Below are 14,744 nucleotides of genomic sequence, written 5' to 3' on the forward strand. Positions count from 1 at the left end.
TTTTGCTCTAACGGCTTGTGCGAACAGGAGTATCCCGCATGGTCGACATCGCCACCCGCGTCTACAATCACAAGTGGAAGATCGACCCGATCGTCCGCTCGCTCATCGACACGGATTTCTACAAGCTGCTGATGTGCCAGTCGGTGTTCCGTAACAAGCCCGACACGCAAGTCACCTTCTCGCTCATCAACCGCACCACCCGCATTCCGCTCGCCGACCTCATCGACGAGGGCGAGCTGCGCGAACAGCTCGACCACATCCGCTCCCTCTCCCTCACCCGTGGCGAAAGCACCTGGATGCGCGGCAACATGTTCTACGGCAAGCGCCAGATGTTCACGCCCGAATTCATGGACTGGTTCGAGAAACTGCGCCTGCCCGCCTACCACCTCGAAAAGCGCGACGGCCAGTATGAGCTGACCTTCGAAGGCAACTGGCCCGAGGTCATGCTGTGGGAAATCCCCGCGCTTGCCGTGTTGATGGAACTGCGCGGCCGCGCCGTCCTGCAACATATGGGCAAGTTCGAGCTGCAAGTGCTCTACGCCCGCGCCATGACGCATCTGTGGCAGAAGGTCGAACGCCTCCGCCACCTGCCCGACCTGCGCATCGCCGATTTCGGAACCCGCCGCCGCCATTCCTATCTCTGGCAGGACTGGTGCGTGCAGGCGATGATGGAAGGCCTGGGCGAGAAATTCGTCGGCACCTCCAACTGCCTCATCGCCATGAAGCGCGATATCGAGGCCATCGGCACCAACGCCCACGAACTGCCCATGGTCTACGCCGCGCTGACGGAAACCGACGCAGACCTCGCCCGCGCGCCCTATGACGTGCTCGCCGACTGGCATGAGGAGCATTCGGGCAACCTGCGCATCATCCTGCCCGACACCTACGGGACGGAAGGCTTCCTGAAAAACGCCCCCGACTGGCTGGCGGGCTGGACCGGCATCCGCATCGATTCCGGCGATCCCGCGACGGGGGCCGAGATCGCCATCGACTGGTGGAAATCACGGGGCGAGGACCCGCGCCAGAAACTCGTCATCTTCTCCGACGGGCTGGACGTGGAAAAGATAGAGGAGCTTCAGGCGCAGTTTGCCGGCCGCGTGCGGGTGTCCTTTGGTTGGGGAACACTGCTGACCAATGATTTCCGCGGGCTGGTCCCGAATGACGCGCTGGCGCCGTTTTCCTTGGTGTGCAAGGCTGTGGCAGCCAACGGGCGGCCCACGGTGAAGCTCTCGGACAACCCCGAGAAGGCCATGGGGCCAGCAGACGAGATCGCCCGGTATAAACGGGTGTTCGGGGTGGGCGAGCAGGAACGGCTGGAGGTTGTGGTTTAGTATCGAACGCGCCTTCTGGCACCAGAAACGTTCAAACGCATTTGTAGAACCTCTCGCGAAATACCTGATTGGTCCGAGACGTTTTCTAAGGAAATAGCGCCAGACCTGACTCTTCGAAATACTGCGATTGCCGCTTCATCAGAAACCAGAAGCGCTGGACCAAGCCAATTTGCCTCTGCTTCATGTTCCTTTGAGAACTGCCTTGTACCGTCGGATGAGAGTCGTTGCTCAGGAGGGTGTTTGAGCAGTATGTGCGCCAGTTCATGGGCTACGTTGGATCGCAATCTTTTTTCGCCATGAGCGTCGTTCGTAATAATGAACGCCGAAACTCCATAGTAAAAGACAGCTGCGGATACTTCCTTAAGGCCTTGATCAGAGGAAAGGAAAGATGACACCCCAGAATCTACTACAGTAGAGGCCCCGACAACTGGGACTTCAAGATACTTTGCAAGCTCAAATGAACATAGCAGCGAATCTAGCGGCATTCCCATTTCCGCTCGAAGTTCTCTTGACCATTCGTTGGCTTCTTTTTTGAAACCTCGCCTTAACTTGGCCGACAATTTACTTATCCTTGCGAAACTGCTCATAAGCTGCACGGAGCATAGCTTCTATAGCGCGCGCGCCTTCTTCCGAAAGGTTTTTATCGGCACGTAGATTAGTTGATATTTGCGTAAGCGTCTCGGGCTGTCCAGAAGGAACCACTGTCGATGCGAAGTAGGCATTTGCATCGAGACCCGCCCACCTACAGAGAGATGCTAGCGTATCCACGTCAGGGCGACGGCCCTGCGCTATCCTCGTTAGAGTCGAGGCACTTACTCCTGCTTGCGAAGCCACCTTTTTCCAAGTGAGGCGCTTGGCTTCACGTTGCGCATCAAGGGCTGCGAAGAAATCCTCTATCAGAAAACCATCGTTCATGATTTCACTCTTGCAATTGCTCGTCTCATGTGCAATTTTCCTCCCGATTGCAGATGTGCAATCATAGACCACAAGCGCAATAGAAAGGAAAGCGCAAAATGCCTAAGAATCAGTACATTGTGCCGCACCGCGACGGGTGGGCGGTACGCGGGGAAGGAAACCGAAGAGTTACCCGAACCTTCGATACCCAAAAGGAAGCAATCCAGTATGGACGGGCTGTCGCGAGAAATGAGCGTTCCGAGCTTCGGATCCAGAACAGCGACGGTCAGTTTCGCGAAGCCTGGAGCTACGGGAACGACCCCTACCCGCCGAAAGGATGAAGGAATGCGAATCAAATACAAAGGTCGCTCGTTCTCGAGCGGACGTAGCCTCGCAAGCGCGATAACGCGCGATTTCAAGAATGAGTACGAACGTAGGATGCGAAGTGCTGCCGCAGCAACCGGTGTTCGACTAGTTCGGACGGCACAAGGCCTCCGAGCAGAGGGCACCGTCGAGCAACTGAAGCGGTTCAACAACCGCCTTGCACGTTGATCGAAGAAAGAATCCTCCTCGTACCCATGACTTAGACACCGTTTCCTCTGGAAGCGGTGTTTTCTCGACGCTCCCTACTCCCCCGTCTCCCCCCGTAACCGCTTCACCTCCCCCCGCACCTTCTTGGCCTTCAGCCGCCGCTCCACGCTGCCCTTGGTGGGCCGGGTCGGGCGGCGTTTCTTCGGCGCCACCGTGGCCCGCGCAATGAGCTCCGCCAGCCTCTCCCGCGCGATCTCCCGGTTCCTTGCCTGGCTCCGCGTCTCCTGCACGAAGATCACCACCGCGCCATCCTTGGTCCAGCGTTGACCTGCCAGCCGTTTCAGCCGCCGTTTGACCGGGTCAGACAGGTTCGGGGACCGCTCGGCCTCGAACCGCAGTTCCACCGCCGTGGACACCTTGTTCACGTTCTGCCCGCCGGGGCCGGAGGCGCGGGTGAAGTGTTCCGTCATCTCCCAATCGGCGATGGTGATCTGGTCAGTGATCCTCAGCATGTCCGGTTTCCGTATGCACGGGGGGTGTACAGGGGGTGTACGGGGGGTGTACGCATGGCGCCCCCCCAAAGTGTTAACAAAAAGGGCCGCCCGAGGGCGACCCTTTCCGAGAAATTAAGGAGGTGGGGTCGGTTAGACTGAAGCCCACCTGGGATGGTTTGCGCAGCTAAGGCTGCCTAGCCGCGTCCCTCCCAGACTGTCCCGACGCACTTCTCCAATATCCCTCTAGACATGGGCACCTCCTTTCTGATTGTGAACTCGTACTAGGAGGGTGCCATAGATTTTGTGTTTGTCAAAAGTTTTTATGCAACTTGTGCTGTCAGTTTCGCCGTGAGCACCCGGAAGGGCACAAGTGCCACCAAAGCAAGCGACAGTTTGACAAGCCAGTCGGCGACGGCCAGCGACACCCATAGCGGCGCTTGCGGCCCGGCACCAAGCAGAGGCAGAACCTCCCCCGCCCAGGCCACGTCATTGCCCGGCTCGATAAAGGTTAACGCCCCCGAGAAGGCGATAGAGAAAAATAACGCTGTATCCACGCTCGATCCAATCAGCGTAGACGCCAGCGGCGCCCGCCACCATGCGCCCTCGCGCAGGCGATTAAAGACAGCAACATCAAGCAGTTGCGCGGTCAGGAAGGCAAGACCGGAGCCAATGGCGATGCGCAGGGTCACAAGCGGGCCGAACTCGCCCATGATCTGGGTGCCGATCAGCGAGCAGATGACCCCCACCACAAAGCCGGAAACCACAACTTTCCGAGCCGCATCAACACCATAGATGCGATTCATGACGTCTGTGACGAGGAAAGCGACAGGGTAGGTGAAGGCCCCCCAGGTCAGCCATTGGCCGAAAAGAAACTGGACGAGGATGTTCGAGGCGACAACAACGGCCGCCATGGCAAGGATGCCGGGCAGATGGGTGCGGGTCATGAATGTGGTCCGTTTTGACAAGGTAGCGGAGACTTGGCCCTGACGAGCAGGGACGGCGCGCTTTAGCGCAGGCGGGGGCCGGATGGCAAGCCCCCCGCCATGGAAGAATTTTCAGGAAAATTCTTCAGGTGTCGCAAAATTCTTCCCGAAGAATTTTAGATCAGCGAAAAAATCTTCGGGAGGATTTTTCCTAGCCCATGACCTCGGCCACCGCTTTTGCGACCAGCGGGATCGTCTCGGGTGTCAGGCCTGCCACGTTCATGCGACTGTCGAAGACGAGGTAGATGCCATGGTCTTCGCGCAGTTGTTCCACCTGCGCTTCGCTTGCGCCAAGCAGCGAGAACATGCCGCGATGTGCGGCAAGAAACGCGAAACGGTCGGACCCGGTGATGCGCTGCAACTCGGCGGCCAGCGCCTCGCGGCTGGCCTGCATCCCTTCGCGCATCTCGCGCAGTTCGCTCCGCCAGACATCTGTTAAACCGGGATCGCCCAGAATGGTTTGCACTGCCCGCGCGCCATGGTCAGGCGGAAAGGCGAAGTTCTGACGGTTGAGCCAGGCCAGCATGCCGCCGGTTGCAGTCGCGGCCTTGTCATCTCCGCAGAGCGCCATGGCGATGCCCACACGGTCGCGGTAGAGGCCGAAATTCTTGGAACAGGAGGCGGCGATCAGCATCTCGGGCACCATACCCGCAAGCAGGCGCATTCCGGCGGCGTCTTCCTCGATGCCCTGACCGAAGCCGAGATAGGCCATGTCCACGAAAGGGATCGCCCCTGTGGACAGGCACAGCTCGCCAAGCGCGCGCCAGTCGTCGAGCGTCAGGTCCACGCCGGTTGGGTTGTGACAGCATCCGTGGACAAGGATCAGGTCGCCCTTCTGCACGCCCGCCAGATCCTCCATCATGCCCGCCCGGTCCAACCCGCCGCTTTCCGCGTCGTAGTAGCGGTATTCGCGCATGGCGAGGCCCAGGTAGCTGATGATCGCCGGATGGTTGGGCCAGGTCGGTGCGCTGATCCAGACGGTGGCGTCAGGCGTCAGGCGCTTGACCATTTCCAGCACCTGCCGCACGGCCCCGGTGCCGCCGGGGGTGCCCGCCGCGGCGAGGCGCGTATGCGGCACGGCATCGGCAAAGAGCAGGCCCTTCATCGCGGCCAGGTATCCCGCATCGCCTGCCAGCGCGACATAGCCCTTGCTGTCCTGTGTCTGCCAGACCAGCTCCTCCGCCGCTTTCACGGCTTTCATGACCGGGGTCTTGCCCTCGGGCGTCTTGTAGACGCCGACGCCGAGATCGACCTTGCCGTCCCGCGTATCCTCGCGGAACATCTGCATCAGCTGGATGATCTTGTCGGGCTGCGGGGCGGTCAGGGTCTCGAACATCGTGCCTCTCCTCAGGCGGGAAATTGTGACGGGTCGCGGTCGCGGATCAGAACGCGGGTGTGATCCTCGGTGCGCACGGGCTGAAAACCAACACGTTTGTAAAGGTCCAGCGCGCGGGGATGGTCCAGCGTGCAGGTGTTGACGGTCATCTTCATCACGTCATCGCGCGACCAGCCGGTCGCGATGGCCGAGCGCAGAAGCGTACCGCCGATGCCGCCACCTATTGCCTCGGGCACCAGCCCGAAATAGGCGAGGTCGCAAACCCCCGGCTCGCGCCAGTCGAGCTGGAAAAACCCTGCGGGCCAGCCGTGGCGATAGGCGACATATAGCACGACGTCCGGGTGCTGAACGAATGCTTGAACGGCCTCTGGGGCCTCGTTGAACTTGTCGACCCATTCATACATCCGCCCGACGGCATCGTAGAGCGACAGGAAGAACCAGACCGGGGGCTGTTCGCAGCGCTCCAGCCGCACATCTTCGGGAAGAGCGGGGGCCGGGGCGGGCGCCTCGGTCATCTCAAGATAGGTGATCGTATAGGCGACTTCGGTGCCTGCGGGGGTGATGGTCATCCCACCTCGACCTTCAGCTGATCGAACTGGCCCCATTCGGACCAGGAGCCATCGTAAAGCGCCCAGTCCTTGTGGCCGAGCAGTTCCAGCCCAAGCGACAGGATTGCCGCCGTCACGCCGGAGCCGCAGGTGGTGATGATGCGCTTGTTCAGGTCCACGCCGCCCGCCTCAAACGCCGCACGCAGGGCGTCGCCGCGTTTCATGGTGCCGTCTTCGTTCAGCAGCGTCGCGTAATGCACGTTTTTCGAGCCCGGAATGCGGCCAGACCGCAGGCCCTCGCGCGGTTCCGCTTCTTCGCCCCGGAAGCGGCCGGCGCTGCGGGCATCCACGATCTGCCAGTCACCGAGCTTGGCAGCGGCGGCCACCTGCGTGACGTCCTTGACCAGATGCGCCTGACGCTGCGCGGTCATGTGCCGGTCGCGCACGATCGGGGGCATGTCCTCGATCTCGCGCCCCTCGGCCTGCCATTTGCGGATGCCACCATCCAGCACGGCGATATCGGTCTTGCCCATCAGCCGGAACAGCCACCAGATCCGCGCGGCAGAGAAGAGCCCGTTGCCGTCATAGACCACCACCTGATGGCCATCGCCCACACCCATGGCGCGCATGCGGCTCATGAATTTTTCGGGTGGCGGGGCCATGTGAGGCAGGTCGCTGACGGAATCGCTGATATCGTCGATATCGAAGAACCGCGCGCCGGGGATGTGGGCGGCGTCATATTCCGCCTTCGAGTCGCGGCCCATATCGGGCAGGTAGTAGGACGCATCAATGATCCGCAGATCCGGATCCTTCATGTGATCGGCGAGCCACTGGGTGGATACGAGCGTTTTGGGGTCATCGGCGGACATGCGGGTCTCCGTCAGGCGCGGGGTTTTGCTAGCCCTACGCGGGCCGGGGCCTGCTTTCAAGTGGGCGGAATGTCAGCCCCGTTCGCGCAGCAGCCGCGATTTCTGGCGCTGCCAGTCGCGCTTGGCCTCATCCGCGCGCTTGTCCTGGGTCTTCTTGCCCTTGGCGATACCGATCTTCAGCTTCACCATGCCCCTGTGATTGAAGTAGATCACCAGCGGCACCAGCGTCATGCCCTGCCGCTGCGTGGCGTTCCACAGCTTGGACAGTTCCTTCTTGCTGACCAGCAGTTTGCGGCGGCGGCGTTCTTCATGGCCCCAGGTCTTGGCCTGCTTGTATGGAGCGATATAGCTGTTGACCAGCCACAGCTCGCCCTCATCCACGGTGGCATAGCTTTCGGCGATATTCGACCCGCCCTCGCGCAGCGACTTTACCTCGGAGCCTTGCAGAATGATTCCACATTCAAGGTCTTCCTCGATGGCATAGTCGTAGCGTGCCCGCCGGTTCTCGGCGATCACCTTGTAGTTGGGGTCTGTCTTCGGTTTCTTGGCCATGGTCTGCCCGATGTAATGTGGCGAACCGGCGGAGTCTACAGGCGCCATGCAGCAGGCTGCGGCAAAGACCCTTTCGTGATACACTGTCCCCGATATTGATCGGCCCCGATTGTTTGAAGGAGAGTACGATGCGCCCTCTGTTGATCCTGATACTGCTTTGCCTTCCGGCCACTGGCTTTGCGCAGGAACGTGGGCGATTGCTGGAATATCTCGGTGCTTCCGGTCAGGGGCGCAGTACCATGGTGATGGTCTTCACACCCCGCACTATTGCGATCAACCCCGGACGGGACGGAGCAATCGTCGCCGATATCATCGCACGCACGATCCGGGTCTGGGATGCACGCGGCGGCCGCTTCGTTGACCTTGGAGAAGCCGGGCGCATGGCGGCCACAATGGGCGGCATGGGGGCCGTGGGCGACACAACAGCGCTTGACGCCGCCCGCGATCAGATCGCCGGCCAGATGGAAGGGATGCTGGAGGGGATCGACCAGGATCAGCGCGCTGCCGTTCAAGCGGCAATTGAAGGCGCCATCGGTCTGGCAACACCACGACAGCCGGGGGCACTGATGAGCGGGGGTCAACAGCAGCGTGTGGGCATGGCAACGGCCTTCGCGCATGACCCCGAGATCCTGATCATGGACGAACCAACCGCCGCCTATGGTGGCCATGACACCGTGATGGCGCGAATGGTGTCAGCAGACGGGCAGCCGCTGCGGGACTACGTGCTTGCCCCGTCAGAGGCGCTGCCGGGCATCGAAGAGGTGCTCGAAGCGATCAGACAGCTTCAGAGTCTGCATATCGAGATCACCGGCGGACCCATCCCGCCCGAGGCGCTGCTGCCCGATTTCACGGTGCTGGCCCCCCACGGATTTGCCGTTGTCATCGAAGACCGCGTCCAACAGGAACGATGGGAACTGGGCAGATACGCGCAGGTCAATCTGCGCTTTGACGGCGCGGGCATGCCGGTGGTGGAGGAATGATCACGCGCCGGGCGGCACGTCGATCGAGGCTTTCCAGGGCTTGATGTCCAGAAGCGGCGTGTTGTCGTAGCAATCAATCGCATCGATGGTCAGCAGGCCGGTGTTCCGGTCGATCCCCTGCAGGATCACCACCGCCATCGCAATCGGGTTGGGCCGCGCGGGGGATCGCAATGAAAAGGTTCCGCGCGGTCCGTCGGCATGGCGTGGGCGTTGCACCGCAATATTCCGCGCCGCCTTGTCCATCCAGTAGAGCAGCACGACGGGCGTGCCCTCCTCTAGCCCGTTAAGGCAGGGGATGTAGGCGGGGGCGAGATCAATCGTCGCCCCCTGCCCGGTTTCGCGTGCCTGGATCAGGTTCTTCGGCCCATGGCCCTTGAACCAGGGCGTGCGGATCCGCCCGATGAAAGCAACACCCGCCTCGGCCCGGTCGGCCGGATCGAAGGGCAGCGTCACCTCACCGTCGCGGATCCCGCTCATGTCAGTCGATCAGGCCTGCATGCTGCATGGCGGCCCGGATCTCGGCCTTGGTGGCGTCGGTCACGGGCACCAGCGGCAGGCGCACCTCGTCCGAGCAGAGCCCCAGAACCGACATCGCGTATTTCGCGCCACAAAGGCCGGGTTCGAGGAAGATCGCCCGATGCAGCGGCATAAGCTTGTCCGCGATCTGCAGCGCGGCGGCATAGTCGCCCGCCAGCGTCGCGTTCTGCATGTCCGCGCAAAGGCGCGGGGCAACGTTCGCAGTGACCGAGATACAGCCCACACCGCCCTGTGCGTTGAAGCCATGCGCGGTCGCGTCCTCGCCCGAAAGCTGGCAGAACTCCGGCCCGCAGGCGATCCGGGTCCAGCTGACACGCGCGAGGTCGCCGGTCGCGTCCTTTACGCCGACAATGGAGGGCAGCTTGGCCAGTTCGCCCATAGTGGCGGGGGTCATATCGACCACGGAGCGGCCGGGAATGTTGTAGATCACGATCGGCAGATCGCAGGCCTCGGTCAGCGCGGTGTAATGGGCGATCATCCCGGCCTGGGTCGGCTTGTTGTAATAGGGCGTCACCACAAGCCCCGCATCGGCCCCAACGGCCTTGGCGTGCTGCAGGAAGCGGATGGCCTCGACCGTGTTGTTGGACCCGGCCCCGGCGATGACGGGAACGCGGCCCGCGGCGGCCTCTACCACGGCCTCGATCACCTGTTCATGTTCCTCATGGGTCAGGGTCGGGCTTTCGCCTGTTGTGCCCACGGGCACCAGACCGGTGCTGCCCTCGGCGACATGCCAGTCGACAAGTTTCTTCAGCGTGTCAAAATCCACCGCGCCGTCCTTGAACGGCGTGACCAATGCGGGCATCGAGCCTTTGAACATCACACGCTTCCTTTCATGTCTGGTATCGCCGGGATCGGCGGAGGATCGCGACCCGACAGGTCGCCGCCCGCCTATTGCCAAGTTAGTGAGTTGCAAGCAAGGGCTGAGGCCCTATCCTTTGAGGATAGTTACAAACCGGTGGCACGATGCGACGAATTCTTTTCAGCCTTTTCCTGACCTGCCTGCCTGTCCAGGCGCTGGCAACCCCCGAAGCGCTGGCCGAGGCCATCGAAGCCCTGGGCGCCCGCGACTATCCATCGGCCGCCGAGGCGCAGGCCCGCGTGACCGACCCCGCCGCCGCCGATGTGGTGACATGGATCAGGCTTCGGCAGGGCGAGGGGGACCTGAGCGCGTATCTCGACTTCCTTGCGGAAAATCACGACTGGCCCGGCCTGCCCTACCTGATCCGGCAGGGCGAACGGAATATCGAGGAAACCACACCTGCCGCGACGGTTATCGCCTATTTCGAGGATCAGGCGCCGCAAACCGGGTGGGGATCGCTGCGCCTTGCTGCCGCCCTGTGGGAGGTAGACCGACGCGAAGACGCCATGGCCGAAGCGATCCGCGCCTGGACCACGATGTCGCTATCAGAGGCGGAGCATGACCAGTTCATGATCGACTGGCCCCGGACCCTGCGCACTCATCACGAGGCGCGGCTGGATCACCTGCTGTGGGAGAACGAGGCCACGCAGGCGCGGCGCATGTATTCGCTGGTCAGTGAGGGCTGGCAGAGACTGGCCGAGGCGCGGCTGTTGCTGCGTGCCCGCCGCCCCGGCGTGGATGCGGCCATTGACGCGGTGCCCGCGTCGCTGCGCAACCATCCCGGTCTGGCCTATGAACGCTTCGTCTGGCGGATACGCGAAGGGCTGACCAGCAGTGCGACCAGCCTGATTCGCGAGACCTCCAGTTCGGCAAGCACGCTTGGCCGTCCATCGGAATGGGCCAATCGCAGGCGGTCCCTTGCGCGCGATCTGATGCGCGACGGGGATTTTCAGGCCGCCTACACCGTGGCCGCGAACCACCATATCGATCCCGCGACCGACTATGTGAATTACTCGGATCTGGAATGGATCGCCGGCTACACCGCCTTGCGGATGGGCGATGCGGCGACAGCGGCGGAGCATTTTTCCCACTTCACCGAGGCTGTGGAATCCCCGATTTCCATGGGTCGCGCCGGCTATTGGCTTGGCCGCGCGCAAGAGGCGCTTGGCAATGAGGAGGCCGCAGCGCAGGCCTATGCGCTCGGGGCACGCTTCCAGTCGAGCTTTTACGGGCAACTGGCAGCGGAGCGTGGCGGGTTACCCACGGACCCGGCCTTTCTGGGGCAAGAGGATTTCGGCGACTGGCGACTGGCCGACTTTGTTCGAACAAGCGTCTTCCGCGCTGCGGTGCGGCTGCTGGAGGCGGGCGAGATTGCCCTTGCCGAACGGTTCTGGACGCATCTGACCGAAAGCCTGTCCCGTCAGGAAGCCGGACAACTAGCCTCGATGCTGCTGGACCTGAATGAACCGCATATCGCCCTGATGATCGCCAAGCGCGCCGCCACCATGGGCCACGAGATCATGCGCGCCTATTACCCGCTATCATCGGACCTGCTGGCCTACGACCTGCCGGTGTCGGACCGGCTGGTGCATTCCATCGCCCGTCGGGAAAGCGAGTTTGACCCGACGGTTGTCAGCCATGCAGGCGCCCTCGGCCTGATGCAGGTGATGCCGCGCACCGGGCGCGAGATGGCGCGCCGCCTTGGCGTCGCCTTCAGCGAGAGCCGGATGCACGAGGACCCGGCCTTCAACGCCACGCTCGGCGCGGCCTATCTCGATTACCTGATCGAGGAGTTTGGCCCCAACCCGGTGCTGATCGCCGCCGCCTATAACGCGGGCCCGAGCCGGGCGGAACGCTGGATGGAGGCCTTCGGAGACCCGCGCGACCCGGATGTGGATGTGGTCGACTGGATCGAGTCGATCCCGTTCCGCGAGACCCGGAACTACGTGATGCGGGTGACGGAAAGCATGCGGATCTATGATGCGTTGCTGACCGGGCGGCTGCCAGACCAGACGCTGACGGCGCTTCTGCAGCAACGATAGAGCCCCGAGCAGGCCGGTTTCGCCGCCTATGGCGTCGACCCGCGCGGACGGGGGCTCTGCCCCCGTCGCCTTTCAGGCGACTCCCCCGAGGTATTTTGACCAAGCTGAAAGGGATCAGCTTTCTTCGGCTGCCCGGGCCCTGGCTCGCGAGAGCGTGAACAGCCCTGCCGCCACGACGATGGTCGCGCCAAGCACCACATTCCACTCGATCCCTTCGCCGAATACGACGATCCCAAGGGATGCCGCGAAGACAAGCTGCAGGTAGGCGAAAGGCTGAACGGCGCTGGCCTCCGCCACCTCATAGCATTTGATGAGCGTGAAATGGCCCGCCGCACCGGTGATGCACAGCAAGCCCATCCAAGCCCAATCCGGCCCGGTCATCGGCTCCCAGAACCAGATGCCCACAGCCGTCATCGCCACCGCGCCAACCGTGCCCGTCCAGAAAAAACTGGTTGCCGCGCTGTCCTTGCGGGCGGCGAAGCGGGTGAGCAGACCATAAAGCGCGAACATCAGGGCCGATGCCAGCGGCACCACCGCACGCGGGTCGAAGACGCCGAAGCCAGGCTCCAGAATGATGATGACGCCGATGAAACCCACCCCGATTGCCACCCATCTGCGCCAGCCAACGTTTTCACCCAAAACCGGCCCGGACAGGGCCGCGATCAAAAGCGGATAGCAGGCAAACACGGCGTGGCTTTCGACCAGACCCAACAACGTGAAACCCAGAACCATCACGCAGATCTCCGTCACCAGCAGCAGGGCGCGGAACCCTTGCAGAATGGGCTGTCGCGTTGCTGCCGCAGCCCGCAGCCCCCCCGCCTTGCGAGAGGCCACAGCCATCACGAAGGCCGCGAAGAACCAGTAGCGGATCATCACCACCATTAGCACGTTATATTCCCCTGCCAGATGGCGTGAGATCCCGTCCTGCATGGCAAAGATGAAGGTCGTCAGCACCATCAGCCAGATGCCGGCCCGCGTGTTCTGCTCGCTCATGTCTTGCGCCCCGTGCTCATATGCCTCTTGCGGCCATAGCCGGGCACACGGATCACGTCGAACCCGGCAGCGACAAGCGCACGTCGCACATCGCCTGCGGCGGTATAGGTGGCGAAGCTGCCGCCGGGTGCCGTGTGGCGGGCGACCTCGGCCATCAGATCAGCCCCCCACAGCTCCGGGTTCTTGGCGGGGGAAAACCCATCGAGAAACCACGCATCGGCCTTGACCTGCCATAGCGGCAAGGTCTGCCGCGCGTCTCCCACGACAAGCCGCATCTCGATATCGTCACGGATCAAGGGTTGCGAGGGGTCGGCCAGCAGCGCAGCGGTGTCCTCGGCCAGGTCCGCGACCTCGGGAAAGGCCGACAGGGCGCGCAGCGCATCTTCGGGGGGCATCGGGAAAGCCTCGAAACTGGTGAAGCGCAATCGTCCCGTCACGCCCGCCGCCCGCCACGCCATCCGTGCGGCGATCAGGTTCAGACCGGTTCCGAACCCCAGTTCGGCAATGTGAAACCCCGGCAAGAAACGCGCGGGCAGATCGTTGCCATCCAGAAACACGTGCCGCGTTTCCGCCAGCCCGTTATCAAGCGAGTAATAGGGATCGTCGAACCGTTCCGACACGGGCACGCCATTGTCCCGCCAGAGCGTCCGGTCTGTCTGGGCTTTGTCCATGGGCTGACCTATGAAGGGTTCCGTCAGGTTCGGCAAGCGGGGTCAGAGATGGTGGATGTGACGGTCAGAGGGGCCGGGATTTTCGGCCTGTCCGTGGCCTGGGCCTGCGTGTCGCGCGGGGCCTCGGTGCGGGTGATCGACCCCAACGGGGTTGCCGCCGGGGCGTCGGGCGGTCTTGTCGGCGCGCTTGCCCCGCATACGCCCGAACGCTGGAACGACAAGAAAGAGCTGCAATTCCAAAGCCTCGATATGGCCGAAGCCATGTGGGCCGAGGTGGCAGAGGTGGGCGGTGAGGACCCGGGCTACGCCCGCACCGGCCGCATTCAACCGGTCAGCGCGTTGGAAATCGCCACCGAACGTGCCCGCAATGCCGAAGAGCTGTGGCGTGGCAAATACCAATGGCAGATCCGCGACGTCCGCGATTTCGGCCCCTTCGCACCGGTCACGACCTCGGGTCTCGTGATTCACGACACCCTGACCGGCCGGGCGCATCCCAGAAAGGCGACATCGGCCCTTGCCGCAGCCCTTCGCGCGCGCGGTGTCGAGATCACAACGGACGCGCCCGAGCAAGGCAAGATCGTCCATGCCACCGGGGCCGCCGGGCTTGTCACCCTATCCGAAGACCTGGGCAAACCCGTGGGCGCGCCCATCAAGGGCCAATCCGCGATCTTCGATTATGACGCCCGAGACCGCCCTCAGATCTTTGTCGACGGGCTGCACGTGATCCCCCATGCCGACGGCACCACCGCCATCGGCTCAACCACCGAGCGGGAGTTCACGGACCCCTCCCGTTGCGATGGCGGGCTCGACGATATCATCGGGCGGATCATCCGACTCGTCCCGGTGCTGCGCGAACGCCCGGTGCTGGAAAGATGGGCCGGCCTGCGCCCCCGCGCCCGGTCCCGTGCGCCGATGCTGGGGGCGTGGCCCGGCCGTCCCGGTCAGTTCATCGCCAATGGCGGTTTCAAGATCGGCTTCGGCATGGCCCCGATCGTCGGGCAGCTCATGGCCGGGCTTATCCTCGATGGTGAGGACAGTATCCCCGACAGCTTCCGGGTCGAAGCCTCGATCCCCGGCACCTGAGCCTTCTTCTTTGCCCAAGGGTCTATTCCAGCTCAGCGTCT

Annotated in this window: 17 protein-coding genes; 5 read left to right on the forward strand and 12 right to left on the reverse strand. The window is 62.8% G+C overall.

Features of this window, described 5'->3' with window-relative positions:
- The first annotated feature begins 38 nt into the window (after positions 1–38).
- Positions 39–1,331, forward strand: coding sequence for a nicotinate phosphoribosyltransferase (gene pncB, locus EP237_RS07985; RefSeq protein ID WP_127559898.1), 1,293 nt, complete (start codon positions 39–41; stop codon positions 1,329–1,331).
- Here pncB and EP237_RS07990 read toward each other — a convergent pair.
- Both EP237_RS07990 and EP237_RS07995 read right to left on the reverse strand, forming a co-directional pair.
- Entirely contained in the window at positions 1,328–1,918 is a 591-nt protein-coding gene (locus EP237_RS07990) for an ImmA/IrrE family metallo-endopeptidase (protein ID WP_127559900.1), read from the reverse strand. The genes pncB and EP237_RS07990 overlap by 4 nt on opposite strands.
- Positions 1,893–2,246: a helix-turn-helix domain-containing protein gene (locus tag EP237_RS07995; RefSeq protein ID WP_127559902.1), complete on the reverse strand. Its 354-nt coding sequence runs from the start codon at positions 2,244–2,246 to the stop codon at positions 1,893–1,895. The genes EP237_RS07990 and EP237_RS07995 overlap by 26 nt, the downstream gene beginning before the upstream one ends.
- 98 nt (positions 2,247–2,344) lie before the next feature.
- Here EP237_RS07995 and EP237_RS08000 point away from each other — a divergent pair, with 98 nt between their 5' ends.
- Positions 2,345–2,566: a DUF2188 domain-containing protein gene (locus tag EP237_RS08000; RefSeq protein ID WP_127559903.1), complete on the forward strand. Its 222-nt coding sequence runs from the start codon at positions 2,345–2,347 to the stop codon at positions 2,564–2,566.
- Between the two features lie 285 nt (positions 2,567–2,851).
- On the opposite strand, the gene arfB is transcribed toward EP237_RS08000, so the two are convergent.
- From arfB to smpB, 6 genes are all read right to left on the reverse strand, one after another.
- Entirely contained in the window at positions 2,852–3,268 is a 417-nt protein-coding gene (gene arfB / locus EP237_RS08005; protein WP_127559904.1) for an alternative ribosome rescue aminoacyl-tRNA hydrolase ArfB, read from the reverse strand.
- Between the two features lie 302 nt (positions 3,269–3,570).
- Positions 3,571–4,194 carry a queuosine precursor transporter gene (locus EP237_RS08010; RefSeq protein ID WP_127559905.1) on the reverse strand — a complete coding sequence of 208 codons (624 nt, stop codon included), beginning with the start codon at positions 4,192–4,194 and terminating at the stop codon, positions 3,571–3,573.
- 190 nt (positions 4,195–4,384) lie between these two features.
- Positions 4,385–5,569 carry an amino acid aminotransferase gene (locus EP237_RS08015; RefSeq protein WP_127559906.1) on the reverse strand — a complete coding sequence of 395 codons (1,185 nt, stop codon included), beginning with the start codon at positions 5,567–5,569 and terminating at the stop codon, positions 4,385–4,387.
- 11 nt (positions 5,570–5,580) lie between these two features.
- The gene (locus EP237_RS08020) at positions 5,581–6,138 is read right to left on the reverse strand and encodes a GNAT family N-acetyltransferase (RefSeq protein ID WP_164744657.1); all 558 of its coding nucleotides are present in this window, start codon (positions 6,136–6,138) and stop codon (positions 5,581–5,583) included.
- Positions 6,135–6,986, reverse strand: a complete 852-nt coding sequence (sseA, locus tag EP237_RS08025; protein WP_127559908.1) for a 3-mercaptopyruvate sulfurtransferase — start codon at positions 6,984–6,986, stop codon at positions 6,135–6,137. Before sseA ends, EP237_RS08020 begins: the two co-directional genes overlap by 4 nt.
- Positions 6,987–7,058: 72 nt before the next feature.
- Positions 7,059–7,538 carry an SsrA-binding protein SmpB gene (gene smpB / locus EP237_RS08030; RefSeq protein WP_127559944.1) on the reverse strand — a complete coding sequence of 160 codons (480 nt, stop codon included), beginning with the start codon at positions 7,536–7,538 and terminating at the stop codon, positions 7,059–7,061.
- Between the two features lie 128 nt (positions 7,539–7,666).
- Here smpB and EP237_RS08035 point away from each other — a divergent pair, with 128 nt between their 5' ends.
- Complete coding sequence (locus EP237_RS08035) at positions 7,667–8,518, forward strand: ATP-binding cassette domain-containing protein (protein ID WP_127559910.1); 852 nt, start codon at positions 7,667–7,669, stop codon at positions 8,516–8,518.
- Here EP237_RS08035 and EP237_RS08040 read toward each other — a convergent pair whose 3' ends face one another.
- On the reverse strand, positions 8,519–8,995 hold the full coding sequence (locus EP237_RS08040) for an SAM-dependent methyltransferase (protein ID WP_127559912.1): 477 nt from the start codon (positions 8,993–8,995) through the stop codon (positions 8,519–8,521).
- 1 nt (position 8,996) lies between these two features.
- Positions 8,997–9,872: a 4-hydroxy-tetrahydrodipicolinate synthase gene (dapA, locus tag EP237_RS08045; protein ID WP_127559914.1), complete on the reverse strand. Its 876-nt coding sequence runs from the start codon at positions 9,870–9,872 to the stop codon at positions 8,997–8,999.
- Between the two features lie 146 nt (positions 9,873–10,018).
- On the opposite strand from dapA, the gene EP237_RS08050 reads away from it, so the two are divergent.
- The gene (locus EP237_RS08050; RefSeq protein WP_127559916.1) at positions 10,019–11,956 is read left to right on the forward strand and encodes a lytic transglycosylase domain-containing protein; all 1,938 of its coding nucleotides are present in this window, start codon (positions 10,019–10,021) and stop codon (positions 11,954–11,956) included.
- Between the two features lie 114 nt (positions 11,957–12,070).
- Here EP237_RS08050 and EP237_RS08055 read toward each other — a convergent pair whose 3' ends face one another.
- Positions 12,071–12,949, reverse strand: coding sequence for a DMT family transporter (locus tag EP237_RS08055; RefSeq protein ID WP_127559918.1), 879 nt, complete (start codon positions 12,947–12,949; stop codon positions 12,071–12,073).
- Complete coding sequence (mnmC2, locus tag EP237_RS08060) at positions 12,946–13,620, reverse strand: tRNA (5-methylaminomethyl-2-thiouridine)(34)-methyltransferase MnmC2 (protein WP_127559921.1); 675 nt, start codon at positions 13,618–13,620, stop codon at positions 12,946–12,948. The genes EP237_RS08055 and mnmC2 overlap by 4 nt, the downstream gene beginning before the upstream one ends.
- 48 nt (positions 13,621–13,668) lie before the next feature.
- Between mnmC2 and EP237_RS08065 the strand changes: the two genes are divergently transcribed.
- On the forward strand, positions 13,669–14,703 hold the full coding sequence (locus EP237_RS08065; RefSeq protein ID WP_127559923.1) for an NAD(P)/FAD-dependent oxidoreductase: 1,035 nt from the start codon (positions 13,669–13,671) through the stop codon (positions 14,701–14,703).
- The last annotated feature ends 41 nt before the right edge of the window (positions 14,704–14,744 follow it).

Origin of the sequence: Nioella ostreopsis, from assembly GCF_004000255.1 — a bacterium.
GTDB classification, from domain to species: Bacteria; Pseudomonadota; Alphaproteobacteria; order Rhodobacterales; family Rhodobacteraceae; genus Nioella; species Nioella ostreopsis.

Bases quoted from the DNA above. Each gene is read 5' to 3' on its own strand.
- pncB (WP_127559898.1), top strand. From the start codon at position 39: ATGGTCGACATCGCCACCCGCGTCTACAATCACAAGTGGAAGATCGAC.
- EP237_RS07990 (WP_127559900.1), bottom strand. From the start codon at position 1,918: ATGAGCAGTTTCGCAAGGATAAGTAAATTGTCGGCCAAGTTAAGGCGA.
- EP237_RS07995 (WP_127559902.1), bottom strand. From the start codon at position 2,246: ATGAACGATGGTTTTCTGATAGAGGATTTCTTCGCAGCCCTTGATGCG.
- EP237_RS08000 (WP_127559903.1), top strand. From the start codon at position 2,345: ATGCCTAAGAATCAGTACATTGTGCCGCACCGCGACGGGTGGGCGGTA.
- arfB (WP_127559904.1), bottom strand. From the start codon at position 3,268: ATGCTGAGGATCACTGACCAGATCACCATCGCCGATTGGGAGATGACG.
- EP237_RS08010 (WP_127559905.1), bottom strand. From the start codon at position 4,194: ATGACCCGCACCCATCTGCCCGGCATCCTTGCCATGGCGGCCGTTGTT.
- EP237_RS08015 (WP_127559906.1), bottom strand. From the start codon at position 5,569: ATGTTCGAGACCCTGACCGCCCCGCAGCCCGACAAGATCATCCAGCTG.
- EP237_RS08020 (WP_164744657.1), bottom strand. From the start codon at position 6,138: ATGACCATCACCCCCGCAGGCACCGAAGTCGCCTATACGATCACCTAT.
- sseA (WP_127559908.1), bottom strand. From the start codon at position 6,986: ATGTCCGCCGATGACCCCAAAACGCTCGTATCCACCCAGTGGCTCGCC.
- smpB (WP_127559944.1), bottom strand. From the start codon at position 7,538: ATGGCCAAGAAACCGAAGACAGACCCCAACTACAAGGTGATCGCCGAG.
- EP237_RS08035 (WP_127559910.1), top strand. From the start codon at position 7,667: ATGCGCCCTCTGTTGATCCTGATACTGCTTTGCCTTCCGGCCACTGGC.
- EP237_RS08040 (WP_127559912.1), bottom strand. From the start codon at position 8,995: ATGAGCGGGATCCGCGACGGTGAGGTGACGCTGCCCTTCGATCCGGCC.
- dapA (WP_127559914.1), bottom strand. From the start codon at position 9,872: ATGTTCAAAGGCTCGATGCCCGCATTGGTCACGCCGTTCAAGGACGGC.
- EP237_RS08050 (WP_127559916.1), top strand. From the start codon at position 10,019: ATGCGACGAATTCTTTTCAGCCTTTTCCTGACCTGCCTGCCTGTCCAG.
- EP237_RS08055 (WP_127559918.1), bottom strand. From the start codon at position 12,949: ATGAGCGAGCAGAACACGCGGGCCGGCATCTGGCTGATGGTGCTGACG.
- mnmC2 (WP_127559921.1), bottom strand. From the start codon at position 13,620: ATGGACAAAGCCCAGACAGACCGGACGCTCTGGCGGGACAATGGCGTG.
- EP237_RS08065 (WP_127559923.1), top strand. From the start codon at position 13,669: ATGGTGGATGTGACGGTCAGAGGGGCCGGGATTTTCGGCCTGTCCGTG.